At 49.8% G+C, this 25,620-nt stretch carries 30 protein-coding genes; 1 reads left to right on the forward strand and 29 read right to left on the reverse strand.

Features of this window, described 5'->3' with window-relative positions; all coding sequences use genetic code 11:
- Positions 1 to 37 precede the first annotated feature (37 nt).
- From V5G21_RS00525 to V5G21_RS00655, 28 genes are all read right to left on the reverse strand, one after another.
- Positions 38 to 238, reverse strand: coding sequence for a hypothetical protein (locus V5G21_RS00525; protein WP_338465074.1), 201 nt, complete (start codon positions 236 to 238; stop codon positions 38 to 40).
- Positions 231 to 2,861, reverse strand: coding sequence for a phage tail spike protein (locus V5G21_RS00530; RefSeq protein ID WP_338465075.1), 2,631 nt, complete (start codon positions 2,859 to 2,861; stop codon positions 231 to 233). The genes V5G21_RS00525 and V5G21_RS00530 overlap by 8 nt, the downstream gene beginning before the upstream one ends.
- Positions 2,862 to 2,876: 15 nt before the next feature.
- Entirely contained in the window at positions 2,877 to 3,989 is a 1,113-nt protein-coding gene (locus V5G21_RS00535; RefSeq protein WP_338465076.1) for a GDSL-type esterase/lipase family protein, read from the reverse strand.
- A 60-nt stretch (positions 3,990 to 4,049) separates the two neighbouring features.
- A complete protein-coding gene (locus V5G21_RS00540; protein ID WP_338465077.1) occupies positions 4,050 to 5,378 on the reverse strand; it encodes an SGNH/GDSL hydrolase family protein in 1,329 nt (442 codons plus the stop codon).
- Entirely contained in the window at positions 5,378 to 5,800 is a 423-nt protein-coding gene (locus V5G21_RS00545) for a hypothetical protein (RefSeq protein ID WP_338465078.1), read from the reverse strand. The genes V5G21_RS00540 and V5G21_RS00545 overlap by 1 nt, the downstream gene beginning before the upstream one ends.
- A gap of 11 nt (positions 5,801 to 5,811) precedes the next feature.
- Positions 5,812 to 6,567, reverse strand: a complete 756-nt coding sequence (locus V5G21_RS21375; protein WP_422397440.1) for a phage tail domain-containing protein — start codon at positions 6,565 to 6,567, stop codon at positions 5,812 to 5,814.
- 136 nt (positions 6,568 to 6,703) lie between these two features.
- Positions 6,704 to 10,255: a phage tail tape measure protein gene (locus V5G21_RS00550; RefSeq protein WP_338465079.1), complete on the reverse strand. Its 3,552-nt coding sequence runs from the start codon at positions 10,253 to 10,255 to the stop codon at positions 6,704 to 6,706.
- A gap of 18 nt (positions 10,256 to 10,273) precedes the next feature.
- Entirely contained in the window at positions 10,274 to 10,543 is a 270-nt protein-coding gene (locus V5G21_RS00555) for a phage tail assembly chaperone (RefSeq protein WP_338465080.1), read from the reverse strand.
- Between the two features lie 62 nt (positions 10,544 to 10,605).
- The gene (locus tag V5G21_RS00560; RefSeq protein ID WP_338465081.1) at positions 10,606 to 10,971 is read right to left on the reverse strand and encodes a tail assembly chaperone; all 366 of its coding nucleotides are present in this window, start codon (positions 10,969 to 10,971) and stop codon (positions 10,606 to 10,608) included.
- A gap of 60 nt (positions 10,972 to 11,031) precedes the next feature.
- Positions 11,032 to 11,289, reverse strand: a complete 258-nt coding sequence (locus tag V5G21_RS00565) for a fibronectin type III domain-containing protein (RefSeq protein WP_095305126.1) — start codon at positions 11,287 to 11,289, stop codon at positions 11,032 to 11,034.
- Between the two features lie 86 nt (positions 11,290 to 11,375).
- Positions 11,376 to 11,840, reverse strand: a complete 465-nt coding sequence (locus V5G21_RS00570) for a phage major tail protein, TP901-1 family (protein ID WP_212952934.1) — start codon at positions 11,838 to 11,840, stop codon at positions 11,376 to 11,378.
- Positions 11,841 to 12,296: a hypothetical protein gene (locus tag V5G21_RS00575; protein ID WP_338465083.1), complete on the reverse strand. Its 456-nt coding sequence runs from the start codon at positions 12,294 to 12,296 to the stop codon at positions 11,841 to 11,843.
- Positions 12,293 to 12,670, reverse strand: coding sequence for an HK97 gp10 family phage protein (locus tag V5G21_RS00580; protein WP_338465084.1), 378 nt, complete (start codon positions 12,668 to 12,670; stop codon positions 12,293 to 12,295). Before V5G21_RS00580 ends, V5G21_RS00575 begins: the two co-directional genes overlap by 4 nt.
- Positions 12,640 to 13,029 carry a hypothetical protein gene (locus tag V5G21_RS00585; RefSeq protein WP_338465085.1) on the reverse strand — a complete coding sequence of 130 codons (390 nt, stop codon included), beginning with the start codon at positions 13,027 to 13,029 and terminating at the stop codon, positions 12,640 to 12,642. The genes V5G21_RS00580 and V5G21_RS00585 overlap by 31 nt, the downstream gene beginning before the upstream one ends.
- Before the next feature lie 12 nt (positions 13,030 to 13,041).
- The gene (locus V5G21_RS00590) at positions 13,042 to 13,617 is read right to left on the reverse strand and encodes a hypothetical protein (protein WP_338465086.1); all 576 of its coding nucleotides are present in this window, start codon (positions 13,615 to 13,617) and stop codon (positions 13,042 to 13,044) included.
- A 208-nt stretch (positions 13,618 to 13,825) separates the two neighbouring features.
- On the reverse strand, positions 13,826 to 14,209 hold the full coding sequence (locus V5G21_RS00595) for a hypothetical protein (RefSeq protein WP_338465087.1): 384 nt from the start codon (positions 14,207 to 14,209) through the stop codon (positions 13,826 to 13,828).
- A gap of 16 nt (positions 14,210 to 14,225) precedes the next feature.
- Positions 14,226 to 14,435, reverse strand: a complete 210-nt coding sequence (locus V5G21_RS00600) for a hypothetical protein (protein ID WP_212952915.1) — start codon at positions 14,433 to 14,435, stop codon at positions 14,226 to 14,228.
- Entirely contained in the window at positions 14,435 to 14,824 is a 390-nt protein-coding gene (locus tag V5G21_RS00605; RefSeq protein WP_212952912.1) for a hypothetical protein, read from the reverse strand. The genes V5G21_RS00600 and V5G21_RS00605 overlap by 1 nt, the downstream gene beginning before the upstream one ends.
- Positions 14,825 to 14,877: 53 nt before the next feature.
- The gene (locus tag V5G21_RS00610; protein ID WP_095305134.1) at positions 14,878 to 15,999 is read right to left on the reverse strand and encodes an SU10 major capsid protein; all 1,122 of its coding nucleotides are present in this window, start codon (positions 15,997 to 15,999) and stop codon (positions 14,878 to 14,880) included.
- A gap of 63 nt (positions 16,000 to 16,062) precedes the next feature.
- Positions 16,063 to 16,767 (reverse strand): phage scaffolding protein, encoded by a 705-nt coding sequence (locus tag V5G21_RS00615; protein ID WP_212952904.1) that lies wholly within the window; start codon positions 16,765 to 16,767, stop codon positions 16,063 to 16,065.
- Between the two features lie 93 nt (positions 16,768 to 16,860).
- Positions 16,861 to 18,291 carry a phage portal protein gene (locus V5G21_RS00620; RefSeq protein WP_338465088.1) on the reverse strand — a complete coding sequence of 477 codons (1,431 nt, stop codon included), beginning with the start codon at positions 18,289 to 18,291 and terminating at the stop codon, positions 16,861 to 16,863.
- A 150-nt stretch (positions 18,292 to 18,441) separates the two neighbouring features.
- Positions 18,442 to 19,875 carry a phage terminase large subunit gene (terL, locus tag V5G21_RS00625; RefSeq protein WP_422397441.1) on the reverse strand — a complete coding sequence of 478 codons (1,434 nt, stop codon included), beginning with the start codon at positions 19,873 to 19,875 and terminating at the stop codon, positions 18,442 to 18,444.
- 1,172 nt (positions 19,876 to 21,047) lie between these two features.
- Positions 21,048 to 21,434 carry a phBC6A51 family helix-turn-helix protein gene (locus tag V5G21_RS00630; RefSeq protein ID WP_095305137.1) on the reverse strand — a complete coding sequence of 129 codons (387 nt, stop codon included), beginning with the start codon at positions 21,432 to 21,434 and terminating at the stop codon, positions 21,048 to 21,050.
- 442 nt (positions 21,435 to 21,876) lie between these two features.
- Positions 21,877 to 22,020 (reverse strand): hypothetical protein, encoded by a 144-nt coding sequence (locus V5G21_RS00635; RefSeq protein ID WP_338465091.1) that lies wholly within the window; start codon positions 22,018 to 22,020, stop codon positions 21,877 to 21,879.
- A gap of 442 nt (positions 22,021 to 22,462) precedes the next feature.
- Positions 22,463 to 23,242: a helix-turn-helix domain-containing protein gene (locus V5G21_RS00640; protein WP_338465092.1), complete on the reverse strand. Its 780-nt coding sequence runs from the start codon at positions 23,240 to 23,242 to the stop codon at positions 22,463 to 22,465.
- Between the two features lie 318 nt (positions 23,243 to 23,560).
- Entirely contained in the window at positions 23,561 to 23,836 is a 276-nt protein-coding gene (locus V5G21_RS00645) for a hypothetical protein (protein ID WP_338465093.1), read from the reverse strand.
- Positions 23,837 to 23,846: 10 nt separating this feature from the next.
- The gene (locus tag V5G21_RS00650) at positions 23,847 to 24,011 is read right to left on the reverse strand and encodes a hypothetical protein (protein ID WP_338465094.1); all 165 of its coding nucleotides are present in this window, start codon (positions 24,009 to 24,011) and stop codon (positions 23,847 to 23,849) included.
- Entirely contained in the window at positions 24,011 to 24,427 is a 417-nt protein-coding gene (locus V5G21_RS00655; protein ID WP_338465095.1) for a hypothetical protein, read from the reverse strand. The genes V5G21_RS00650 and V5G21_RS00655 overlap by 1 nt, the downstream gene beginning before the upstream one ends.
- Positions 24,428 to 24,578: 151 nt before the next feature.
- Here V5G21_RS00655 and V5G21_RS00660 point away from each other — a divergent pair, with 151 nt between their 5' ends.
- On the forward strand, positions 24,579 to 25,013 hold the full coding sequence (locus V5G21_RS00660; protein ID WP_338465096.1) for a hypothetical protein: 435 nt from the start codon (positions 24,579 to 24,581) through the stop codon (positions 25,011 to 25,013).
- A gap of 240 nt (positions 25,014 to 25,253) precedes the next feature.
- Here the strand turns inward: V5G21_RS00660 and V5G21_RS00665 are convergent, their stop codons facing one another.
- Positions 25,254 to 25,607 (reverse strand): hypothetical protein, encoded by a 354-nt coding sequence (locus tag V5G21_RS00665; protein WP_338465097.1) that lies wholly within the window; start codon positions 25,605 to 25,607, stop codon positions 25,254 to 25,256.
- Positions 25,608 to 25,620: the final 13 nt, after the last annotated feature.

Here is a 25,620-nt window from a genome sequence, read left to right on the forward strand (position 1 = left end):
TCTGTAGGAGATCGTATATGGACGGCTCGGTCATGGATTACGCCTCCTCATCCTTAGTAGCCGCGTCGAGTAACGCTTCTAGCTCCGAAATCCTTTCGTCTTTTGCCGCGAGTTCAGACGACGTTAACTCAAGCGTTCGGCTAAGTTCGATTACCTTGAGCTGTAGTCCGCCAAGTGTTGCCGCTACGTCCGCCTCTATTTGTGCGCCTAATTGCTGTTGTTTGTCGTTATTATCCATGTACAATAGCCTCCAATTCGTCGATTTTGTCCGCGAGTTCTTGTATCGCTTTCGTGTTATAACTCGCAAGTTTATAAAGGCTGACGCCCTTTCCGTCCCGGCTCGCTACTTCCGGGGAGAGTTCCGCGATCAGGCCGACTTGCTTATTGTGATAAATCCCCACATCTACGTCCGAGTTAAGATTGTATTTCACGACATCCAGACCGCGAACTAACGGCAGAACGTTATAGTTAAGCGGCTCAATATTTTGCTTATGCTCAAGACTGGATGCTTCAATTAACTCTGCCGCTCGAATCGGCCTATAGACCGCGCCTCCTCCAAGTGCTCTAGTTGTTACCTTTACCTCAGCCCCGTTAGCAACACCCAAGTACAAATCGTCAATCGTATTTGACACAAGCGAGTTTGCCCGCAAGTCTGACGCTGCTAAGGCGCGCCAAGTGATCGAGCTGCCGCTGTTAAACGCCGCGCTTGTGATTCTCGCCTCTCCGCCGGATGCTGGGGCGATATAAAAGTGAGTGCCGCCGTTGACTCGTACGGTGTTCGCGCGAATGTCACGGCACGCCAAGTCGCGGTAAAAAATGTCTGAATCCGTTAAGCCGTTGAAATTCGTAACGCGCAATTCATTGTCAACAAGCGCATACACATTGCTTGTTTTAGCGCGGATATGGCCCTCGTACCAGTCGTACGTATGAAGCCGTTTAGCGCTTAACGTGCCAGTACCTTTGTCCCCGCTACCATTCGTCACCCAAACGGTCGCCTCGCCCGCCTGCGTCTTTTGAAAGCGTAGCCCCGACGCGTAAGGATCGCTAGTCGACCATGAGCCGTAAGCCAATACGCCATCAGTTTCGCTGCCGCTGTCGTTATTTTTGACGTACATTTGGAACTCGTTATTGCCGGGCCTGTTCGTCGAATTCGGCCTAAACGTGATGTCGCCGCGGTTAGACCAAAGCTTGACGCTGCGGTCGCCGTCGAGTATGACGTCGCGCGTGTACGTCTTTAGCGCTACGATGCCGCGGTTAGACGACATAGTGACGCCCCGTACGTCAGGATCATAGCGGTGCGAAAAGAACTCGATAACGCCCGAACCCGCATATTGGGATTCACCGCCCCCTTCTTCGTCCGCGTCCGAACCATATAGATACGTTGATATACCTTTGTTCGAGTAGTAAAGGCGCTGGTCTTCGTCCATTGATTCCGCGATAAAGTAGCCCCACTGTAAACGGAGACGTACGCGCTCTCTGACCGTTTCTCCGAACCACGTACGGTCGTGGATGCCGAATGACTCGATAGTATTTCCGCTAATGTTCGTGTAGTTGTCCGTTGCGCCGCCGTAAACCGTGACATTATTTGCGTTAAGCTGTCCTGCGGTTATGACGTCAGCGACGATGCCGTGGCCGGTCATTGCCGTCTTAAATGTCGCGCCGCCGTCGTCGGAAATGCCGATGCCCGCGGAATTAAAAAGAACGAGATTGTTCGCGTTCGTCTTGTCAATCGCGATAATCCCGTTCTCAAATTTAAGTTCTGTCTGAGCCGATTGTAGCGCCCGCGTCGCGATTTTCACCGCGTCGTCCAGCACATTAAACGGTAGCTTCTTTTGGCCGGACAATAACTGATTAACGGCCTTCGTCGTCTGCGAGAAACGCGTCAGTGTATCGGACAAGCGCTGCCTTATATTCGACACCTCGACCGTTGTAGCTTGCGGCCTAAGCAACGCGTCAAACTGCTCCGTTATCTTCACGATCCGCGCCTCAGCCGTAAAATTCATCGGCTCGTAGACGATATAGCCCCAGTCGCCCTCGTTCGGAACCAGGGGCGTATAGCCTGCCGCCCTCAAGTCCGCGAAGTCAACGGTCATCGACATCTGCGGCTCGTCGATCAAGACACTTTTTAGATGCGCCCTCATGCCGGACACAGTCGTAAAGCGTTCGTCCACGACAGGTTCAGCCCAGCGCAGCGTCGGATACAAGTCGGCATTCGGCGAGATGTACGTTTCGTGGACGGGATAATTGCCGTCGTCGTCCGGCTCCCCGCCGTAACCTTCGATAGCTGTCGCGAGATCGTGCGTTTCGACTTGCTTATCGATTGCCTTAACGTTCATGCCGTATCGCAACTGGAAGTCCGTCTTGGCGCCGCGCTCTTTGTATAGCGTCACCGTTTTCGAGTTGACGGTAAATTCCGCGCCGTAGCGTTCTAGTACCGTGCGAAATAAGGCAAGCGCGTTGGTGCGGCCGAAGTTTTCGAAGCGTTCCGCGCTAAATGGGTCAACGATGTTAAACGTGTAGTCCGTGTACTCAAACACGAAATTTAGCGCGGCGTTGAACGTCATCGAGCCGGTATGGAGCCGAGGCTGTGGTGCGTCTAGCATATCGACGAAGAAGCGCTCGACGGCTTCGACTTTTTTGATCGTGCGATTTCCGGAATTCGTTTCGTTTGCCTGGCGGATGACGTATTCCACGCCGTCGAAAAGGACGGTGGATTCCGTCTCGATTAACGGGTAGGCTACGTCATTGGGCAACGCAAAAAAGGTCAACGACTTTTCGCCATTGACCGAACGTGTGCGGGAGAGACCGCGGAACTGCGTGAGCGGTTCGGATTCTCCGTATATATTTGTGATTAATAACAATCTTGTAAATCCCTCCTATCGCAGAAGATATGCTCCTAGTAGATTTACTTCAATTCCTTCCGTACTATCTCCGTCGTAATTCACGGAAGGGGTTCCGGTTACCTCTATTTTTAATGTATGTTGGCCGTCCCCTAACTCATTCGCTACAAGAAAGTGTTTGGGCCTACCGTCTGGCGCATATAAATTAAATTCGTTGACAAGCTCCCCGTTAATATACGCTTTAGCGGTGCCGCTATTCTCGGTCGCTGAAAAACTTACAGCAACAGCGTTACCTTCAAATTCATACTCGATAAAAGATCCTTTTTCGTCTGAATAATAAGAGCCATTCAGTGCAGTAAAGCCCTGGCTGTCTTTAAAAGATAACTTTAGCTTCTCTGTGTATACAGGTTCTTCAGTTTTTACTTCGGAATCCCCGCTATACTCGCTAATAGCTTCATAAATCGCGTCAGCGTACAAATTATACCCATCGTTGTTAGGATGGATACCGTCTACTGTTAGATTACCGTTAGTTGATGTAAACGGCTCTCTCATATCTACCAAAATAGTTCCGTACTCATCCGCAAGCGAGTTTATAATGTCGGCATATTCATTGTCGGGGTCTAAGCTATTTTCTATTACAGTTACAATCTCAGATGCCGGATGGTACATGTTTATTAAGGAGATTAGGTTTTTGTAGTTGCTCTCAAACTCATTGACAGACAATAGACCTTTATCATTCTGTCCATATACAACTATTGCTAGGTCATACACATTCCGGTTGGGTGATCCTATTAGATCAAACAACCCATCGAATGTTGTGGCTCCGCCTCTTGTTAGCTTCTCGAATCTCATGTTTGATCCGTGTTCTGATTCGATTTTCTCGCGAATTTGATTATACCAAAAATGTTCTTCGTCGCCCGTTCCCATGCTGTCGCCGATGCTATCTCCTATGATTAACGTTTTTATCGACAGCCCATTTTCTAACTTTTCCTTAAATGTTTTTCTTTCATAGGGATTAGAAAAGTCAGGTTCTTCTTTACTTGCTGATGCTGCGATGTGCGATACTTTATTTTGCCAATGCGTGTATGAAATTATTAATACCAATCCAGTAAAAACAACAAATACCGGAATCAGAAATCTATTTCTCATTTTTACCTCCCAAAAACAAACGTGATAGGTAGATTATACCACGTTTGCTTAGGAAGTTATTTAGATACGCTGTAAAAAAGGCTTAATTTTTTGAGCTAATTTACCATGGCCTAAATCATTTGGATGTAGACCGTCAGGCATAAGAGATTCCCTGACAAGATCAACGTCCGGGTAAAGACTTCCAGCCCTATTTAAATCTAGCACCGGAATAGAAAAAATCTCAGCGGTCTCTTTAATAGCGTCCACAAACTGTATCAATTTATATCCTCGTATCTCCTTCGCTTCGTCACCATTTAAATTGCGTTGTAAAGGGGCAATGAAACCTATAGTTGCGGTTGGGTACTTTTTGATTAGACCGTCCATCAAATGGTAGCAAGCTCCGTAAAAAGTGGACGGGTCTGTGTCGCCAAGTTCACCTAAAGGGGCGGTACCATGCCCAAAATCATTAGTACCTCCAAACACCGTAATCAAGTCGGCGGTATCGTCCATTTCTGCGTACCTGACAGACATAGCACTATCATCGTCATCGGAATTTTTAGCGATACGAGTGCCCGATACTGCGTAATTAAGTACTGTCTTAATGCCTAATGCCCTTGCCACTCTATTGTAGTAAGGGTCTTGTATACCATTCGCTTTAGTTATGCTATCGCCTAAAACTGCCCATTTTTCGAATTTCGGAGTATAGGAGATTTCGTTTTTCAGCTCCGCTATTTCTTCTTCTATTCGCAAAATGTCTGGCTCAAAGTTCTTTCCATATTTACGATAAAAGGAAATATTTCGGTACATTTTTTGATTGACAGTAACGTCGCTGTTAGTTTCTCCAAACCGCGCAAATCCAAGGCGGGTGGAAATTAACCAACCGCGAGCACTAGGCAAAGACGCAACGGACAATGTAAACCAATCTATATAATCCGGTGTATCTTTTCTTTTTATCTCAAATCTATAGGATTCGTTTGCATAAGTCACTTTAATAAAATCATTAGCGTGGGCACCAACTACTTCTCCAGGTATCGCTCTAGCAGTAATTATGTTAAATCCAGTTCCGTAGAAATCGACGACTCTTCCAAAATATTGATCATCCGCAATACTTATGGCAGTATATAAATTATTGCCTCCTCCCAGGGTTAGGTATTTCGCTGTTCCTAGATACTCAACAGATATTTGTGTAACGCCATCTTTAAATAATATAGGCGCATTTGCTAAATCTTTATTAATAAACCTCGACAACAATGTTCCATCTTCATCAAAACTTAATACCATACTTGGTACGGAATATAAGTCTTGTAATTCTGCAACACTACTAAAACCTAATGATTCGGATACAAGATTCAGTTCCTCTTCATACTTTTCATCTACCTTTTTCGCATATCCTAATGTGATAATATCCATTAAACCACCGCTCTCCCTTCCACGGTCACTGTGCCACCAGTGACCTCTACCACGTCTATAAACAGAGTGTTTAACCCCGTTAAATCGATTTGCCACAACTCTCCCGTGCCATATGTTTGCGTGTCTAAATGCAAATCAGACAACCTAGCAGCCATAACTGGACGTCTAATACCACTGCCTTGTGACCCCATAAATCTAATAAGCCTTGAGGTGGAATTTCCATGTATTTCTATGTTCATTTTCTTAAAGTCGCGAACATGAAATGGTTCCCCGACGCCAGGTGCGGTTACAGAATCTTGAAACTTAAAATACTCAACCTTTACATCTGTTAAAACTTCCCACCTGTCGTGGAGAGGATTATATGTCTGAGGAACTAAATTGCCCCCTGAATCAGTTAGCAGGGGCTTAGTATTAAATGCCATTAAATCACCTCTTATATAAAGTTGTATTTAAACTCAAACCGAAATGGATTCATTAGATTTGTTTTCGGTCGAGGTAATTGGGCTTGAACCGCTTGCCGAACAGGAGTAGGAACTCCCTCCGCGACAATTCTGTTCCAACCAGGAGCAAGTGTGATAACCCCTAAGTTTGTATTACGCACAATACTGAGTCCGTTTTTTAGCGACCTTACGCCATCTATCGTAATAGTGTCGTCATCGTTTGAGCGGCCATCGTATCGCCAGTAATCTCCCGTTGCGTGATTGTATAATCGCAGAGACTCCGAAGACCCTTTGTAAATAATTCTGAGCGTTGTGTTAGGGTTTCTCGGATCTATCTTTGTACCAGCGTTGTAGACCCTAAAATCTCCGCTCTGTATGGACGTGTAATTAAAACTTGACACTGGTAGGTCTAGGTGTGTGAAAGTGGCTGGGTCTGTAGTTAGGCCTATACTCTCAGAAAACGGCGATGCGGATACGAAATTTACTTGGAAAAAGCCGTAAGTCCGCTGCCTGTCGAGGGAATAGCGCCCCTCTGTGCGCACTAGCCATCGCTTCCCCGGCTCACGTGATTCCGCAATATAGAACGGTTCCGGGCCGTTAAACAGCGCAAATATTTCGTCGCGCATCGCAAGGAAGTCGTACTCGTCCGCGGCCTTGGCGTAAAAGTCTCCGACCATGTAGCGTTTTCCATATACCGCGCCCATGTCGACAGCGCCGTTAAGGCCAGCCGCCTCTTCATACGTCGTCATCAGTTCGGGCGACTCGATTATAAAGTCGCGAGGAACGATGCCCGCCGCTAATAAAGAAAGCGGAGCCTCGGAAGACCCCGCCTTTTGCACGTATAAATCAAGCTGTTCAAATTCTCCTATTGTGTTCACCTCCACGTTATCTAATGCCGTTGTATAAATCGCTCATGCGCGCCTGTGCGCTGAGGCGTTCGCTGATCCAGTCCGCAAACTCATCGGCTTGCTCGCGTGTTCCGCTACCTTGGTAGACGAGCGTAATACCTCCGCCTTGCCGCGCTTGGGCTGCGTTGGTCGCCGTATCTTGACGCTCAATGACGCCTGTTAACCCTCCGCTGCCTCTAACGTTCGGGCGCGCGACTTCTAGCGGTTTCATGCGGGGCGGATCGATTTGACGCGGTACAAGCGCGGTCATGGCTCCGATTGCTTTGTCGACAGAGCCGAGGTCGCCTTCGATGCCGACCGCTAGGCCCTTCGGAAGCCACTGTCCGATGTCGTCGCGAAACAATCGTGATGGCGATTTGATGCCGAAGAAGTTTTTAATGCCGCCCACGATGTCGTCCATAAAGCCGCCGATTTTGCCCATGATCCAGTCTTTCACCGAGCCGATACCTTCCCACAGGCCTTTGATTAGGTCGACGCCAGCATCGTAGAGTTTCGGGACGCTTTCGACGATGGCTCCTGCCAAAGCGACTACTACATCCCAACCAGCGGAAATTAGCTCAGGAATCAACGCAGCGATACCTTTTATTAACTCCCAAAGTAATACACCACCCGCAGCGAGTATCTCAGGCAGCAACGTAAACAACGCGCCTATCAACTCAAATATAAGCTCAAAGCCTGTTTGGATAAGCATAGGTAGGACTTCGGTTATTCCGCGGATCAACGCTAGTAGTAACTCCTTGCCCGCGTCTAGTATTGTCGGCAGGTTATCTATAAGCGTTGCCCCTACTTCCGCGACTAACATAAACGCCGTCATTATTAAAGTCGGAAGCATGCTAAAGATACCTTTAACGAGGGTTATTAGTATTTCCGCGCCCGCCTGCAAGATCGTTGGGAGGTTCTCCATAATTATGCCCGCGGTTGTTATAATTAGTTCCAACGCTGTTAAAATGAGACTAGGTAACATCGCGACAATGCCCTCAATAAGCGCCTGCACGACTTGTATGCCCGCCTCAATAATGATCGGCAAACTATCGATAATCATATTTACGACCGCCAACACTAAGTCTAGCGCCGTGTTTAGTAGTTCAGGTAGCGCGGCAACGAGGCCTTCAATCAACGTCATGAGTAACGTCATTCCTGTTTCAATCAGCAAAGGCAACAACGTTAATATCGTGTCAACCATCGAGTTCATAATATTCGTCGCCATTTCGATGACAAGCGGAAGGGCAGTGAGTATACCGTTTAGTAACTCGCCCACGAGCATGACACCCGCGCCCAAGATGAGCGGTAGGTACGTCGTAATCGCCTCTACGATAGACGATAATAGCGTGTTGGCTAACTCAAGAATCAGCGGGATCGCCGTATATATGCCCTCGGACAAAGTTGTAATAATGCTTACGCCTAATTCGAGCAGCATCGGCAAGTTTTCGACGATCATCTGCACCAATGTCGTTACTAGCATTACGGCCGCCTCTAAGATAACCGGCAGCGCCATCAAAATGCCCTCGATGAGCGTGTGCACGATCTCCATGCCCGCGGTGAGAAAGCCCGGCAATGCTTGCACAAACGAATCAACTAGCGACTGTACGAGGTTAACTAGGCCGTCGAGTAGCGCCGGTAGATACGTCTTAATACCTTGCTCAAGGTGCGGCAAAAACGATGCCCCTGCGAGCACTAGCCGCGGCAGACCACCGAGAAAGATGCCGATAATCGCCGGAATGTACTGCACTATGCCCGTAAAGTCCGCGTTTAGAAAAGCGTTTGATACCGCGGTTACGAGATTAGTCAGCGCCCCCTTTACGTACTCCGCGCCAGCTATAATCGCGCTGACGACCGGCTCCGGTAGTATTTGCGCAAGTATTTCCGCCGCCCGACCGAAGTCGCCCGTTAACAAAACGCCGAGGCCCGCAAAGGCCGTCTTTAGCGTATCGATTACGGGAATTAAACGCTCTCCGATAACGACCGCGGTCTGTGTTAACCATTTCCACGCCGCCATTAACGCAGGCACAACGTTGTCGGCAGCGGCGGAAAGACCGCTAAAGGCGACGGAAAGTCCACTAATAGCTGCGGTCGCTCCCGCTTTAAGCGCGTTCCACACCCAATTTGCAGACGCTACTATTCCGTTCCATATCGCGGCCAACGCATTACGGAACCACTCGAACTCCTGGTACGCGATGTATAACGCGGACGGAATAAGAATGATTGCGCCTGCGACTAGCGCGATTTTTCCGAGTATAACGGCTAACGCGGTCGACGTGATGCCGAGCATGCCGGCGATTGCGCCAAAGCCCGCGATAAAGCCCGGTATCATACTGATAAGGATCATAAGCGGGCCAACTATAAGCATGAAGCCTGCCGCTAACGCTAAAAGAACTCCGACTAGCGCCTTTGAGTTTTCGGACAGCCCGTTAAACATCGATACCAGTGTCGTTAAAAAGTCGGCCACAAATCGGATGGCCGGTACTAGCGCGTACGATAGCGCGATGGCTGCGCCCTCTAGCGCGGATTGAAGCAAGATGAAGGAACCGTTCAAGTTGTCGAGCTGCTTCGCGGCAATTTCCTCCGCCGTGCCCGCACTATTTTCGAGTTCCTTCGTGAAGTCACGTAATGAGTCGCCGCCCGCCTCCATTAGCGCGAGGAAGGACGCCGAGGCCCGTGAGCCGACTAGGGTCTTGACCGCGGCGAGTTTTTGCGCCTCGCCCATGCCGTCGGTGGCTCGCGTTACCTCGTCGACGATGTCTGCGAGGGACTTCATCGATCCGTCCGCGTTTACGACTTCGATTCCGAGTTCCTTCATAAGCTTTTTAGCTTTCGGGACAGGGCCGGAGAAACGTTCGAGCATTCCACGTAAACTTGTGCCCGCCATGGATGCTTGAATTCCAGCATTTCCCAATAGACCACTGGCCGCTGCCATTTCTTCTAACGAAAATCCCGCTGCTGCCGCTTGGGGAGCGACATATTTCATAGTTTCCCCTAACATTTGTAAATCTACGTTAGAATTGGTAAAAGCTTTCGTCAAGACATCGGCTACTCTTCCAGTCTCTTCTGCTTGCAAACCAAACCCTTGCAGGATATTACTGGTAATATCAGCAGTTTCACCCAATTCGGTCTGTCCTGCGGCAGCCATATTTAAGAGTCCTGGCATTGCCGAAATTATGTCGTTAGTTTTGTATCCAGCCATTGCCAGAAATGCCATTCCATCGGCAGCTTGGCTTGCACTAAAAACTGTCGTATTACCGAGGTGCTTCGCGGTATCCGTTAAGCTCGTTAACTCCTTATCGGTCGCCCCGCTCAGCGCCCCTACCCGTGACATCTGCGTCTCAAAGTTCATCGCCGTCTTGACCGCCATTCCGAGGCCGCCCGCTAGCGCCGCGCCAGCCCCCGTTATCCACTTTCCGGCCGTACCCACGGCTTGGAAGCCCGACTGCGTGTCGCGAGTAAACTGCGATAGCTGCGATCCAGCCTGCGATAACGATTGCGACAGCCCCGATATGTCCCCGCCTATTTTGACGAGGATGTTTTGCTCCATTAAATCGCCTCCTGTTCGTTATTCACGCGCTTCGAACGCAAACTGGTCGAGCCATTCTTGCGCGTGTTCCGCTTCCTTGGCTTTTTCCGCAAGCATCTCGTCGTTGTGCGTCGCAGTCGGACGCTGATACAAGTCGGACAGCTTCGGCTTTTTCGCGCGCGCTGCCTGTTCGTGCATAAGCGCTATGCGTGCCGCTCTTTCAAAGTCGTCGTGCATGCGGTCGCGTTGGGCGGCTAGGAGTATTTGAAACTCGCGCGGCGTTAGGCGATAAAACTGCGTCGGCTCCAAACGCAAATAGCGCCAGCTATCCGCTAGCTGACGTTCTACCTCCGTTAGGCCTTCGAGTTCGCTTAGGCTTTCAGTTTTTTCAATGCTTCGGCTGCTTTTGGATTGTCCGCCATTAACTTCTCGGCCTGACTTTTGTAGAAAAAACTATCCGTTACAACCTCGTTGCTGATGCGAAAAATATCTTGCGCGTCGAGCTTCTCTTTTTCGATCTGGTCAGCGATCTCTTCCTTGACTTCGTTAAAGGAAAAGTTCTTGCCGTGGTGCATCAGGCCCGCATGAACAATATTCGCGAATACTCCGATGTCGCCCATGAGTGCTTTACCGATTAAACCAAATGAACCGCCCTCCACTGTATCGTTTAAATGTGTTACGCCTTGATAAGTTAGTTTTAATTCGTACTCCTTGCCGTCCATCGTAAAAGTTGCCATGTATTATCATCCTCTCGGTTATTTTCGTATTTAAAAAGGCGCCGCAAGGACGCCGTTAAATTAAGACCATTCTAAGTCTGCTGTCGTGTCTGTTTGTGCCGTACTTGCTAGACCCTCCGGCGCAGCAGGCGGCTCATGCGGTGCATCTGTCGTTACCTCAACCGTAGCGGATGGGTCGGACTCACCGTACTCATTTTCCGCGGTAACGTAGTACTCATATGTCGTGCTAGGTGTTAAGTCTGTGTCCGTGTAGCTTTTTGCTGTCAGGCCGCTTGCTACTTTTACTCCATCGCGATAAACGTTATAAGTTGTCGCCATTATTTAGCCTCCTTCTGTTTTAGCCCTAATCCCAAGCTAACGTGGCTTCCGTGTCCGTGACTGTTACGCTGAGATTTTCGGGCTGCTTAGGGCGTGTCGGTGTTGTCGTCCGTAGTAGGCGCGCCCTCCGGCACTTCCGTCAATGTCTCTTCTGTTACGTCCCCGTTAAGCGTACCGGACAGCGAGTATGTCGCGAACTCTCCGTTGCTGTAGCTGCGCTCGAATGACGAAATCATGTACATGCCATGTTCTGCGACTTTCGTGCGCGTATTGATCTCGTAAATTTTTAGGAATTTCTTTTTGCGGATCGCTTTCTTAGCGTAGTCCACAAACGGGTCGCCCTCGGTAACTAAGCCCTCCAACGATACCTCTTGCGTCACGTTGCCGTAATCTGACCCGCTCTTATCCTTCGTCGCCAAGTCGATGCTGTCAGACGAAATGTTCGTACTACCGCCCGTTTGGTTAAACGGACGAATTAGCGTTTCGCCTTCGTCGTCCTCTACTGCCACCGCATATAAAAACTCATCGCCTTTGTACTCAATAGCCGACATTTATTTTCCCCCTTGTATAGTTTTCGCGTTAAACGTCGCGCGGACGGTAACGTCGAAGTAAACCTTGTGATATTGCGTTTTGTCCGATACGTCTTCCGCGCTAATCGGCGTGACCGAAATGTCGCCTTCAACGACAAAAAAGCCCGATGCGGGACTGCTCGGGTTACTTGCGTCGAGCAACGGAATCCTATCGAACAAAAGTCCGCGATGTATCTGCTCCTGTAATTGCGCCCGCTGTGACGCCGATACCGCTTGTAATCCGACTTGGAAGCGATACAACGTTTGGACAGCGTCGCGCATCTTAGACAGGACGGACGTATTGTTTTGCATTTGCTCAATCGTCATAAACGGCTTTACCGTCGGCAGCTTGACGCCGTCGAAAATCCAAACGACTTCCATGTCGTGCTTGGCCGCGAAGTAGGTACGGAGGGAATGCTGTATGTCCAACTGATTCATTTTCCGATCCTCCCCGCTATCTTAGCCATAGCCCGTCGATAAGCGTCTTCATTGTCCCAAATAGCGCGGCGTACAAACGCCTTTTTCGTCGCGTGTTCGTACTCTTGTCGCTGCGCATATGGCAAGTCGGAGCCAAACGACCACTCAACGTCAGCCTCTTTGCGCACGGACGCCACTAGCGAGTTTTTAAGCGCGCCAGTTTCGCGAGGCGCATTGTTAGCGGCAGCGTTCGCCATTTTTCGGGCTGTGCGTTCCGTCTCCAAGTCGAACTGTTTCCGCGCAACCTCGTCAGACAGCGATTTGAGTACGCCGTCAAGGCCTTCAATTTTTATCGATATATTCGCTATGACTGTCGCCTCCCTAGAAACTCCCAACGGTTGCGGCGTCCTATCCCTTTGCGATCTTGCGCGAGTACTTCATAAATTACGTCTTCGTACTTTACGCGTACAATTTTCGTGTCGATATCGTGTATTAAGTCGATCTCCACGCTAAACCAGATGTCACCTTTCAACAACTCGATCCCGCCAAATAGTTCGCGCTTCATCTTAAATTTAGAGTCGACTTCCGTAACGACGCTTTCGACCGCGCGATCGAGCGTTTCCGTACCACCTTCGCCCGTGATCGGGTCTTTTTCGCCCTCGACTTCGTAATAAACGATGATACGGCGACGGCGCCCTTGTACTACGTCCATGCGCGTTTCATATATAAAATCGATGTCGCTTTCGTTTAACAATTTGACGCCTCCTTAATCTTCGTAATCACTTCCGTCGAGTACGTATGTCAAGTAAGAGGTACATTGCGGATGCGGATTGTAAATGTCCGGGTCATCCGGCAAAAAGATGCCGCGACCTAATCCGTACCGATCCTCGTTTGACAAATCCGAACAGGCGGGCGACCGCTTAGCGCCCGGATGGAGTTCCAGCGCCTTAACGAGACTAGAGCGCCTTGCGTTATATGACGTCGCAACTCGATAAGCTGTATTGCCCTCCGTTATAACTAACCGCTTGATTTTCCACGTTTCGTTGTCTTGTACTTTCCGCACGTCCGCGATCATCTTACTCGTCGATTCGCCTTGCAAAATGTCCGAGCGCAATACCTTAGCGATATCGTCCCGTTGATCGCCCGCCAAGCGCCAAACGCGGTCAGACAGCACTAGGCCGTCGTAGCCAAATCGCTTTGTTACGTATAAAGCCACGTCTCTGTTAAGGCGCGCCATGGAGCCGCTGATGGCCGGACGTCCAACTACGCGCTCAAACGCTTTATTTATTCGCTCTGTCGCAAAGGCTGCGGAGGAGTCAATAGCGTGATTCATTGCGTCCATGCCGTAACGCCTCAAGGCCGTTTCGATTTCGTCCAATTCGCGTAGTAGTCGGTTAATGCGCTGACGCTTGATAGTTCCGTCCTTGGTCGCAAAGTCCGATAACAGGTCAGACAAATCACCTCTGACTCGCGCAAACTCCTTAATCGCAAATTGTTGCTCCTTGGCGCTCAGCTTTTTGTAATCCTTCGCCATCCGCTCAAAAATGTCGTTAAGGCGTTCCTGCGCTGTCTTCGTCACAATCGCTCACCCGCTTCGATTCATCTGCCCGTCTTAGGTGCGTTTGGCTTGCGCCACGTCCCCGTAAATAGCCTCGATACTGTTTCCGCGCTTGTGCCGCCATCTTCATGTAGTTGGCGAATATCATCGATTTGTCAACGGATTCTTCGCCGTCTACATAAGAAAAATATCGCGCCGCATCGCCTGCAATCGTTTCGTACGCGATAGCGAGCGCTAAATATAGTACCGCGTTGGGATTCTCTTCTTCCGTAAATCCTGATTCCGCAACGGATTCGGCGACCCATTCGGCCAAGTCCGTCTCAGTGACGCCGGGCACCTTTTTTAATCGCGTTTTCAGCCGTTCCTCTACCGTCATGGCGTCGCCTCCTTCGTTATTTTTTCGGTGTCTTAGCGCGCGTCTTTTTAGGCGCTGCTTTCGGCTGCTCATCGACCCGCTTAATAAACGGCTGGGCTGTCGATAATGCTGCGATCACCTTCGCGTCGTTCGTTACGAGCAACCCCTGCCCGTTAAAGTGCGCGTATATACCGTCTCGGTTGTATTCGTAGTTGGGTACGCCTGCTTTAAACGTCGCGCGCTCCATTAAGATCCGCCTCCGTCACCTTTTAAAGCGTCAATCTCCGCTTGTAGATCGTCGAGAGCCGCTTGTAGTCCGGTTACTTGCGCGATAGTGTGCGTGTGTGAGGCCGGAGGAAATGTAGATGGTTTGCTGCCGACGTCTCCCCACGCGACAGATTCGAGCTTACTGTCTAGTTCCGTTTGTAAGTCGTCTACCTGAGCGATAGTGTGTGTATGTGCGGCGGGAGGGAATGTCGAAGGCTTTCCGGTTACGTCCGCCCAAGCTACTGTAATTTCGCCGCCATCTCCGCCAGTTGCTTCTTGTAGCGCCTTTAGGATTTCGCCTAACTTGACGTCGTTTGCGACTGGCATCGACAGGTTAAGTCGTTTTACGTCTTTATCTGTTAACGACAAATTATCGTCTCCTTTCGTTAGTTAATCGTCAGAGGGGCGCGAGGCCCCGTTAATTAGCTGACAGTCTTAGAGATATTAGTTAATACCGCGACTGATTCTTTAGCGTTTTTGATCTCAAATCCGAGTTCGCCGCGGATAACACGCGCAAAGTAGTCCGCGCCTGGGTTAGTAGCGTCTTGATCGTAAAACGGCTGCATGTAGCGAGCTTTAATCAAGTTCGTGTCAACTAACAACGCGCGATCTTTCGGCATGTTAAGGTCGACAACTACGCTTGATACCGCGCCACCTGGTAGGTCAGACATAAACGATAGGATTTGGTATCCGCTCGTAGTCTCACCGCGAGTTGTGCGGATAGTATCGCCGCCAAGCTTCGTGATTTGACGTGCTACGTTCGGGCCGCAGACGATTGTGTTTACGTGGCCGCCGCGCTTAAACGTTCCCTCGACAGCGTCATTTAGCTTCTTGGCTTCGATCTCGCCGCCACCCATATCGACGGACACCGAGCCTTGCTCTTGGGCGAACGCAAATAGGCCGCCTGTTGTACGCGGTTGTGAGTCGCCAGCACCTTGGAATTTACGGCCATAAATTAGCGTATTATTAACTTCGCGCAGCATTTCTTGTAGACGCAAGTTAACTTGATAATTCAACTCGTCAGCTACGCCGTATGTGTGTACTTGTTGTTGAGTACGAGACACTTTCGCGTAGCGGCTAAAGATTTGCGAGTAGTTAAACGATACGATACGGTCGTGGATTTCGTTGTGTCTAAACGCTTCCTCGCCTTCTGGACGTGGGCGTGCGATTACTTTTAGTTCCGCGTCAGCATCGATTGCTTCCGGGATAGTGGCGTCATAACCACGTTGCACCGTGATTTTGTCGCCATCTACAGCCGTTACTTTCATAACTTCCAGGCCGTTTTGTACGAGCGCGTTCACGGTAAATTTAACACCGTCGCCCTCTTTGACTTCGATTTCCGTTGCGTCTGCGTCGGCCGCTGCCGCTACTTCGCCTGTATCAGAGTTAAGATAGTCGTTCTGCCACTCGAACTTCGTTTGCGTTAACCCTTCACCGTTTCCGATAAGACCGAATAGCACCGGCGCTTTCGTTAAAATAAGATCGACATTCGCCTGCATTTGACGTACTTGCTGTTGAAAATCATAAGTAGTTGCTACTGCCATTATTTTTCCCCTTTTCGATTTGTATTTGTTTTGTAATTAAAAAGCCGCCCTATGGACGACTAATTACTTTTTAGATTTGAGCGCGATAAGCTCGTTATAGATTTTCGTAACTGCGCCCGCGAAGCGTGTGTCCTTAAGCGCTTTTTCCTTCGCTTCGGCCAATTCCCGCTCTTTCGCGGCAATCTCCGTGTTGTCATTCGTCTTGGCCGGATTGCTTCCGCCTGCTGCGTCGGCCCCAACCGGAGCCTTAAACATCCACGGCTTCGCCTCTTTTAGGGCGGCCACCGCTTCTTCTACGCCTTTTACGCTGCCGTCTTCGTTAATCTCTACGCCTGATTTGTCCATGAGCGCGAGTACGTCAGACGGATCATTCGCGTTAAGGCTACGTGCGATTGCGCGGATTTCAGTATCGATAATCCGTTTGTTCGCGGCTTCTAGCGCCTTTTTTGCTTCCTCCGCGGCTTCTGCCGCTTTCTTGTCCGCTTCTTCTTTTTCGGCCTTCAAACGCTCGGCTTCGGTCATTTCCGCCTTTTTGCGTTCTTCTTCGGCCTTCTCGTACTCTTCTAGCTTCTTAAGCCTCTCCGCTGTTTCAGCCTGCTTTTTCTTTTCTCTTTCAAGGCGATCAGCTAAAATGCGGTCAATATCGGCTTGCGTAAATGTCTTCTCATTCGACTGTTCCGTATCTTTCGGGTTATTTTCCGGTTCCTCAACCGTAGTTTCGGTTTCAGTCGCTTCAGCTTCTTGTTTCAACTCTTCTTCTGTTGGCATAAAAACCTCCCGATTAAAGCCCGTCGGCTATAAATTGCGAATAACACGGCCGCGCAGTTTAATGACATAAGCGTGTCGGTCAAAACAATCGCGTTATTCTTCTTCCTCTTCGATTTCTTCGTCGATACGCGTCTCATCCTCGGCTGTATTATACGGATCAGATGCCCTTTGCATGAAGTTGCGCTCTTCCATGATTTCGTAAAACTTCGCTTCCGCGTTCTCTTTGCCGCTGCGTGCTATTGCGCCCTTGATCGATTCCATGCCGTTCGCGAGTTCGTCTCCAAGTAGTGTTATAAGTGCCTCGCGGTCTTGTGGCATCGGCAAGTTAAACACGATTTCGCTGTCGTAGTATTCGTCGACTTGCTTGAGCATTTCTTTGTCGTACTTAAAACGCGGATGATCCTGGCGCGCCTTCATGTATCGGAGAATATATTCGTTAAGCGTTTGGAGCCGCGATTGCCAAACGACCCAAGCGCGTTGAGTTTTACTAATAATCATCGCGTAAAGCTGCTGCAAAGCGACGTCGTTAAGGCCGCCGACCTTCATGTCCGCGGTATTTAAGAGGGGGACTTCAATTAAATCGTGCATGCCGCGATACATGCGATCAATGTAGGCTTCGATGGCCTCTTTAAACTGAAAGCCACCGTCCAACTTTTCAGCGTGCGGCATTCCCGTCTCCGGCGTTCCTTCGCCCAGGTTCCATATGGCCGCTGGCGACTTTTTGAGCGGATTTTTCGGATCTTCGTCGACGTTTTTAAGCACCGTAATTGCGAACATCTCGAATTTTAGCGCGTCACTAAAGTCGCTGAGCTTGCGGTCGATCTCCTCAGATATGTCGATTATCTTTTCCAATTCCGAAAATCCTTCTGTCGATCCAGTCAGCTTGTCGGCGGGCACTTGTACAACCGGTATAAAGTCGAGTCCCATCGACTGTCTAGGTGTGCGTTGTTCTACGGGCTGCATACGGTCGTCCAAAATCCACTCTTCGACCTTGCAATCGTAGTTTTGCGCGGCTTCATCCCATTCGAGATAGTAAGAGAGCCGCCAATAGCGCGTCTGTTCTTCGTCTAAAAACGCCGCAAAGTGGACTTCCTTAAGCTCATCGCAGTCCCATTCGTCGTAAACCGGGATAACTTCCGTCGATGGATGCCAGTAGATTCGAATATCTCCGCGTCGCTTGTCGTAATGTAAGCGCGCATAGACGCCTGTGCGTGTGATTGCGCGATCCTTAGCCGCTGCGAGTAGCTTTTCGTGCATTCTGTTATCGTCCCATACCCACGTCAATAGCCGCTCTTTCGCCTTGGCCCGCGTGTTCTCTTTTTGTTGTTCGGCGCTAGGCGTATAACCCGGCTGCACCATCTGCGCGGGGTCGTCAATGACGTCGGGCGGCACGACTACCTTCGGCTCTTTCTCAAACTGCCACGCCGCGATAGTGTCGATCAGTTTGCGTGGGTAGTTAAGCGTAATCTGCGACGGATCATAGTCGATGTCGTCCGGCTTAACGTAGTCAGACCAAACGGTCAAGTCGCCTTCATAGCGTCTATAAAGCTTAATTTCCTCACAAATCCGATTAAACTCGCGGCTGCCGATAAATTTTTCGAGCGGCGACGCGAAGGTGAACGGATTAATTAAGTTGCGGTCAACGTAAATGGGTATCGCCTCCTTTCGTGTGGTTTAGCGTAGTGTGCCGACGGTTCCGGCTTTTTTGCGATTCGCTTTGTGGACGGCGGATACCGCCATTTCCAACGCGTCAATGACGTCATCGTGTGCGCCCGTGCCGTATTGCTCAAATTGTTCGAGTAGCAGCGCATGGTTACGATCAAAATGGATTGTTTCGTTTTCAATTGACGGCAAAAGCGCTTCGATTCGTAGTTCTTTGCGGCTACGGTGCTTGATTTTCTTGACGCGCGTATCAGACGGATAGCCAACCGCCTGTAGCTGCTTTTTAAGTTCGTCCACAAAAAACTCTTGCGCCGCCTGCGCCTCTGCCGCGATAACAGTCGGCTGATATTTAACGACCTTATCGACGATTACTTTCAAAAATTCATCGGGCTTTAGGCGCTCGCCAAACGCATCTATAACGTAAATAAGGCCGCTCTCTTTATCGAGTGCGACCGTTGTGATTGCGGAATAGTCTCCGCGCTCCTTGCCCATCGCGAAATCGACCGCAAGGGCGACGTCGTGTTTGAGCCAGTTAATATTTCCGTTGTGGTATTTGAAATTATTCGGATTAAAGACCATCGATTCTTCGTCAATTGGATTGTTCATGTATTCCGTATTAAAGGCCTTCGAGCCGTTGTCCCATTTCCACTTCATCAGCTTCAAAAGCGGCTGCACTTCCGGCCACAGGACTTCGCTGCCTTCTAGCATCGCGGCCTCATTGACGGCATAAAACTCGTCAGCCTCTTTTAAACGGTTGGGATTCTTGCGGTCTATATAAATCGCCCGGCACTCGTCCCACAGGCGCATATTGCGCGGTTCCTTAATGATCGCGCGATAAACTTTCGTCTTAAAATCCGAGCGCTTGTAAAGGATGTGCATTAACAAGCTTTGCATGTGTACGGTAGTCCCCATCACGACATAGGCTGTTCGCTTGCCTTTCGGATCACCGAGCGGCATGACCGTCTGCGAAAACCAATCTTTCAATTTTGCGCGCTGTTCCGGCGTGGACGCGTTACCGCCCGGTCTGGCGTCCTCTAAGTCGTCACATATAATCAAATCCGGCCGCGATCCGTTCCAGTTACGTCCCCGCAACGCCTGACCGGTCGATGTCGCTTCAACCAGAGCGACCTGCTTGCGGTGATCTCCGTCGGGATACCACGCGATAAAGGCCTCGCTATTGTCGCGGATGTTCGCCTGGTCGGATGGCGAGAGCAGCGGCCCAAAGTCGGCCCTTAGTTTCGCGTTAAATTTCAACTGGTTCCGTATCCACTCCATATTCGCTTTAGAGACGGCGGGCGTTTCCGAAATAATGATGGCGTAGCGGCGCCGCCTGTAGACGACTTCATGCACCGGAAACGCCTTCGAAAGATACGTTGACTTAGCGTGTGACCGCGGCGCCGCTGCGGCTATCTTCGCGTTAGGCTCATCGTTAGAGACCGTGTTCATTAGGTCGGTCAGCTCACGGTGAAAGGCCGGGGCTTCGTCGACGCTTTCAACGTCGAATCCGTCCCAGTTGCCGTCGTTGCCGTCGTTGCGAGCGTCCGAGAAATATTCAATCGCGAACTCAAGTAAGTTCCCCTCGCAGCGGTGAATACGCTCAAGGCGGTCGAGTTCCGCTGCCTTTTCGAGATAGTCGAGCATCGTGTCCTCGTCCATGTCCGCGGTGCTCGGGTAAGCCTCGTCGAGGGCATCGAGGTATTCCGTGTAGGTTGCGATATATTCGGCGCGTTCTTTAGCGTTAAGCCAGCGCCCATCTAGCCACGCGATAAGCAACGCCTCCTTTCCGTGTTATTTACGTCTTATTAGCGTTTTTTAGCGTGGGTAGACCGTTTATACCTGATCGCGATAAAAACGGCTAATAGCATGCGTTTAGGATGGCAAAATTACGTTTGATGACGATAGGGCGGGCATGTTACGATAAACCAAAGTGATTTTTTGATTCTCGCGCGGTAAATCCGCCTGGCGTCGGGGCAGCCGCGTTTCCCACCCCCGGGGGCCTTCCGTCTCGCCGACCCGCCCCGCAAAATTGCGAATCCGCCCCTGCATACGGTATACATCCGCATACAAAAATTGGTTCCGGTAATAAGTTATTACGTAAACTAGCGACTTTTGCGAACCCTTTCGTATCAACGGTTTCCGCGTTCGCCTTCGTAGCACGACGTTACAACGTTTATGCAACGCTGCAAGCCGCGCCACTGCGTCACCAGTCCGTCTAGCGTGGACTGCGCGATGTATACGATACTGCATACGCTGGTAATCGCTGGCAGCGGTGAGCGTCCGAAAGTGATCGAGGGGTCACGCGGGAAGGGCGCTCGCCGGGCAAAATAGGCGACCACTTACGCAACCTTACGCGGACAATACCGCCCACAATTCCGGCTTCCTTCCTACTGTATAATAGCCGCGGTAATCCCCCGAATAATTGCCGGTAATAATCCGCCATATAATTGCCGCATTATACCCGTGTTAATAACGGTTTAATTGGCCGTCTAATACCGTAATAACCCCTGTGAAAATAGCCGCTAATAGCCCGCAAATAATCCGCCAAAAATACGGGCAAATAATCGGCTAAATAATTCCGGCATTAATACCCGCGAAAAATAGGCCAAATAATTACCGGATTATTCCCCGCTTTTATCCCCACGTAATTTCGCAACTTGTTCCCGCATTTCATCGAGACTAGCGCGATCAGACGTATTACTAACGTCCACCTTTTCGGTAAGCATCGAATGGGCCTGTAGTAACGTACGCAACATAGCCGCATTGCCGTCGTTAATAATATGGTCGGGCACGCTGTCCATAACTTCGGGTAAGCGGTCGAGTGTGTTCCGCATAATCTGTTCTTTCAGCGCGTTCGTAAATGAGTCCGACTTCTTCCACTCGTAGATCGTCTTTTCCGCGACTCCTACTCGCTCAGCGATTTGTAAGTTAGTAAGTCCGCCCTTTTTCGGTAGGGCCAGCAAAGCAATTGCCGCCCATTGTTTTTCGGATAGTTTTCGATTTGCCATTTAAGTACGTTCCTCCTTATCGTTAATTGCTTAAGCGTAATGTGACTTCGGTAAATTCGTTAGCTGAGGCCGGAGATACTAAGTGCGAAAGCTCTACGACCATCTGTCCAACCTCGTAGGTAGACTCTCCGACCTTAAACTTTAGACAGGACGTAGGCGAACTAAGTAGATACTGAGTATCATCCGTCAGTAAAAACTTGATATAACTCTCGCCGTCTTTAATTTCGAAATGTGTACAGTGCGGAACCTTTTCGTCATTTAAGTATGGGATTGCTTGTAAGACTTTAATAGTAACGCCCTCCTTATTTCGTGCTTAATATCGCGCCAAGCGACGCCCATTCTTGCGATATTGTAAACGCTAGATTTGCGTAACGTGTCCGCATTTTTAAACGCCTGAGATACGCCTATGCCATAATAACTAGCGGCAATGAGCAACGCGTGGTTATCGATCATTGAGCGGCACATACGCTTCGTCCGCGACTACCTTAACGCCACTGTCCGTGATAACAACGGCCGTGTGCGGATTAACGTTTTCCTTTAGCCACGTCGAGATTGCGTTTGCGTGTTCGATAATATTTTCGTTCATATTCGTGATACCTCCGTTTGTTTTATTGGACAAGGGATTGCTTTTTATCCCGCAGTCTAAGTGAGCGATAGCGAACGGTAATCATTTAAACCATATCGCCCAAAACCAGGGCTCAACCTTCCGCCTAACGGCGTCGGTCAATATTCCTTTCTTCGCGATAATCATTTAAGTAAGGTATTCCGCGATAAACAGTATGGACGAATGAGCGTTAGCGAATGAAGTCTGAGGGGCGGTCTTCCCCCGAATTTCTTTTGTCCTTATCGTTATTAGCGGAACTAAAGACTAAGATATAATATCCGATTTTCCGCGATCCAATATGCCGAAAATCCTACGTAATCGCCCGTATGCTCCCGTTTCCTCCCTAATGCTACTCTATCCGTTTTTTCCGCGAATTTACCGATGAACCCCCGATTTTGTCCGCGAATTTACCGATGACGATTCGTCAGTTACCGAAACCGAGCCGGAACATCTCTCGTAAAGTAGCGTCAGGCTGTCCGTTTTTGCGATAAAATATAAACGGATTCAGCTTGTAGTAACGCTCTTTTCCGCGCCTAATTTCCGCAAATACGTGCTCGTCGCCTAGCTTCATCGTCCTCAAATACGAGTAAACGGTCTTCTCGCTCACGCCCGTTAGCTTGGCGATTTCCTGCTTCGATAGCTGCTGCGTCTTTTCAACGGCCGCCTCGTAAGGATTCGCGCACACCGTATTCGTTTCGAAGTGAATGTACGGCAGCAGCTTGTAAATAAAGCCGAGCTTCTTCGCGTTTCGGGCCGTATACAGCTCGCGAACTCTCGTCGTAAACGATTTAATGACGTGCTGGTTATCGCTAGTGCCGCGGAAATGGTAGGCGTCGTTAACCGCCCATTTGCCGTCAACTTCGTAAATAATTCCGTTTTCCGTCATCGACGAAAAGAATTCGTAGAAGGCCGTCTTTTTTAAGTCGAGCACGCGCTGTATGTCCGCTTTGGTCATTGGCGTCTTGCCGCGGCCAGGATTCGTTAGGATGCCGCCGTCAAACGAAATAAAGCACTGTAAGTACAGAAGATAGCCGCAATGCTTATCGTTTATCGCGCCGATCACCTTCGGAATCGAACGCATGTCGGTGAATGTAAATTCCTGCTGGCGCCCTTCTTGGTGGCGTTTAAGGCCGTCCGCTTGGCGCTTTTTAGCCTCTGCAAATTCCGTTAATTCTCGTGTCTCTCCGGTTGTCCGGTTTATCATCGCCCAATCTTTAATAACGTTCCCCTCCTCGTTTATTTACGCGAAGGGCGGGCGGAACTTACCCGCCTCGTTCGTTACCCAAACGCAAAAAAGACGCCCTATTCGGACGCCCAATTACTTTCGATGGTAAAGTAATCGCCGGACACTTCAATCGTTATTGACTGTACGGACTTAATCACGCTGTTTATCCACCTCTCGACGTTTCTGTATTCGACAGGCTCTACGTTTAGGCGGTACCAATCTACCTTGCCGGTCTCTAGGCACCTTATTTCGGCCAACTCTCCGTCCACTGACGCCTCCACAACGTCGGTTTTAATTCTAGCGTAGCTCATCCGGATATTCCTCCAATAAACCCGCGTCATGCAGGATACAGCGCGAGGCAAGCGTTCTTTTTAGGGCGATTCCTCTGCTGATTGTCGTCAAATCAAATCCCGCTCGCTTTCCGTGAATGCCTCCGTCGCCTAATACGCCAATCGCCTCTAACGTCTTTTCTTCCGGCCAATCCCCTACGTAATAATCCAGCGCGTCATGGATATTTTCGACAGATACGTTGTGCTGTTCGCTTGTATGCTTAATTCGTTCGTCTAGCGTCATAATATCGCCCCTATTCGCTTTTATATTTTAAGGCACTTAAATCTTGCGTCGCTTCTTTAATCGCTTCTTTGACCGCGGCCAGCAATTCTTCGCGATCTAGTTCCCTGGCGAACTCAAGTTGATCTTCATTGTCAACGACTATTATTTCGTTTCCGACCCTCGCTACACGTATCACTAATCACGCACCGCCCTCTTCGAAGTCAATCTTTCTCTACGGCCTTCATGCTCGGCCATAAAGTCATCAACGACACCAAGCGGTTGTAGCACGGTAAAGATTTTATAACCTTCTTTGCGCAAATCGTTTATTTTGTCGGCCACGTCCGCCGGATACACGATAACAAACTCGCGGTCAGAATACGTCATACCTTCTTCTTTCGCGGCGAGAATCAGGATAAAATTTTCATGCCTATCCCAATTAATATCGCGCAATTCCCCGAACGCTCCCAATTCCGCAACGGCCCTCGTAGCCATCTTAGCTTCGCGCTGCACCGCCTTAAGCCCCGTCAACGCTTCCGATACGTCTACGTTTAATTTAACCGTTAGCCCCTCGCTGGTCATTTCTACTACGCGCGCTTCTTTTTCAGCCGCCATGTAAATCAGCTCCCTTTTAAGTTTTATTCGCCCTCTTTGGGGCCTTCACTACTCTAATGCGACCGATCGGACACTTTACCGCTTTTTACCGTAAATTTCCGCTAGTATACGAACGCTCATTCGCATATAATAACGTTAAGGAGGTTTCGTAATGAGCGCATATGATGAAGAAGTAGAGGCGATATTCGGCGTCCCTGCCCCGTCCAAAGGCGCCGACCCTTCGCCTGAGCTAACCGCCTGCACCTACGTTTATACACGTTACGCCCGCGCCATCCTCGAACGGGAACTCGCGCTATTCGAAAACGCCGCCCTGCCCGTTAAGTATCCGTCTGTTTACGCGGCCCTCATAAAAGACGCGCTGGCTCGCCTATCTGCCGACATGCGCGACATTAAAGCGTACATGGCGCGGGCTAACTTGCGCGTAGACGATAAACCGCGCTCGACTGCGCAGGGCAATACCGTCTCATTTACGTATTGGCACCGTGGCCGCATAGGCGATGTCGGTGGCGCGAAATATCTCGTCAAGAAGCGTGTGAAAGGCGTCGTGGCCTATTATTTAAACGCGGACACAAAAAAGACCCGCTAATCGTTGCGGGCCAATCCGTGTTTCTGCTCGTATTTAATTACGTCTTCCTCTAAGTACAGCGGCGTCCGGCCGTTATCTACGCGTTGTACGACCGGCGGAAAGTCATCGTGTCTATCTTCGCGATTCTTTATTGCGTTGCGTTTCAAGTTCCAGCGCGTCGACATATCGGACTTAGTCAGCAGCTTCGGTATTTTAGACATTGCCGTCCCCTCCGCCTTTAGGATACGGCGAAATAGCGATTTAATCAATAAGCTCGACCGCCGTAATGCCGTCCACTACATCGTCACCGCTCGGATCAACCTCGAATCTGTAGCGCTGGCCTACTTCCGCGCCTTCCGGCATGTCATCGTCGTATATGACCGCCTCGTCAACGGCTTTGAGCGTATATTGCGTTAGGCCGCGGTCATCTGTCGTAATGTCTACGAGTTCATATTCGACATAAACGCGATGGCTCTTGAGGTATTCGATCTCAGCCGCTTGTTCGTTAATCTCCGTTGCTAATGCGTCAATCGTCACATCCTTTTCGTCTGCTTGCGCCGAACAAGCCGTTAAGAGTGCCGCGCCAAGTAGTGTAGCCGTAAGTAGTTTTTTCATTAGAAACCAACTC

This window comes from Shouchella rhizosphaerae, assembly GCF_036700015.1.
Taxonomy (GTDB): Bacteria; Bacillota; Bacilli; order Bacillales; family Bacillaceae_D; genus Shouchella; species Shouchella rhizosphaerae.

Coding starts and splice junctions, on each gene's coding strand:
- V5G21_RS00665 (WP_338465097.1), bottom strand. CDS start 25,607: ATGAAAAAACTACTTACGGCTACACTACTTGGCGCGGCACTCTTAACG.
- V5G21_RS00630 (WP_095305137.1), bottom strand. CDS start 21,434: ATGGCAAATCGAAAACTATCCGAAAAACAATGGGCGGCAATTGCTTTG.
- V5G21_RS00595 (WP_338465087.1), bottom strand. CDS start 14,209: ATGACGGTAGAGGAACGGCTGAAAACGCGATTAAAAAAGGTGCCCGGC.
- V5G21_RS00660 (WP_338465096.1), top strand. CDS start 24,579: ATGAGCGCATATGATGAAGAAGTAGAGGCGATATTCGGCGTCCCTGCC.
- terL (WP_422397441.1), bottom strand. CDS start 19,875: ATGAACACGGTCTCTAACGATGAGCCTAACGCGAAGATAGCCGCAGCG.
- V5G21_RS00550 (WP_338465079.1), bottom strand. CDS start 10,255: ATGGAGCAAAACATCCTCGTCAAAATAGGCGGGGACATATCGGGGCTG.
- V5G21_RS21375 (WP_422397440.1), bottom strand. CDS start 6,567: ATGACGACGTATGAAGAGGCGGCTGGCCTTAACGGCGCTGTCGACATG.
- V5G21_RS00525 (WP_338465074.1), bottom strand. CDS start 238: ATGGATAATAACGACAAACAACAGCAATTAGGCGCACAAATAGAGGCG.
- V5G21_RS00535 (WP_338465076.1), bottom strand. CDS start 3,989: ATGAGAAATAGATTTCTGATTCCGGTATTTGTTGTTTTTACTGGATTG.
- V5G21_RS00565 (WP_095305126.1), bottom strand. CDS start 11,289: ATGGCGACAACTTATAACGTTTATCGCGATGGAGTAAAAGTAGCAAGC.
- V5G21_RS00655 (WP_338465095.1), bottom strand. CDS start 24,427: ATGGCGGCTGAAAAAGAAGCGCGCGTAGTAGAAATGACCAGCGAGGGG.
- V5G21_RS00575 (WP_338465083.1), bottom strand. CDS start 12,296: ATGAATCAGTTGGACATACAGCATTCCCTCCGTACCTACTTCGCGGCC.
- V5G21_RS00560 (WP_338465081.1), bottom strand. CDS start 10,971: ATGGCAACTTTTACGATGGACGGCAAGGAGTACGAATTAAAACTAACT.
- V5G21_RS00570 (WP_212952934.1), bottom strand. CDS start 11,840: ATGTCGGCTATTGAGTACAAAGGCGATGAGTTTTTATATGCGGTGGCA.
- V5G21_RS00590 (WP_338465086.1), bottom strand. CDS start 13,617: ATGGACGCAATGAATCACGCTATTGACTCCTCCGCAGCCTTTGCGACA.
- V5G21_RS00540 (WP_338465077.1), bottom strand. CDS start 5,378: ATGGATATTATCACATTAGGATATGCGAAAAAGGTAGATGAAAAGTAT.
- V5G21_RS00600 (WP_212952915.1), bottom strand. CDS start 14,435: ATGGAGCGCGCGACGTTTAAAGCAGGCGTACCCAACTACGAATACAAC.
- V5G21_RS00645 (WP_338465093.1), bottom strand. CDS start 23,836: ATGACGCTAGACGAACGAATTAAGCATACAAGCGAACAGCACAACGTA.
- V5G21_RS00610 (WP_095305134.1), bottom strand. CDS start 15,999: ATGGCAGTAGCAACTACTTATGATTTTCAACAGCAAGTACGTCAAATG.
- V5G21_RS00615 (WP_212952904.1), bottom strand. CDS start 16,767: ATGCCAACAGAAGAAGAGTTGAAACAAGAAGCTGAAGCGACTGAAACC.
- V5G21_RS00545 (WP_338465078.1), bottom strand. CDS start 5,800: ATGGCATTTAATACTAAGCCCCTGCTAACTGATTCAGGGGGCAATTTA.
- V5G21_RS00635 (WP_338465091.1), bottom strand. CDS start 22,020: ATGAACGAAAATATTATCGAACACGCAAACGCAATCTCGACGTGGCTA.
- V5G21_RS00640 (WP_338465092.1), bottom strand. CDS start 23,242: ATGATAAACCGGACAACCGGAGAGACACGAGAATTAACGGAATTTGCA.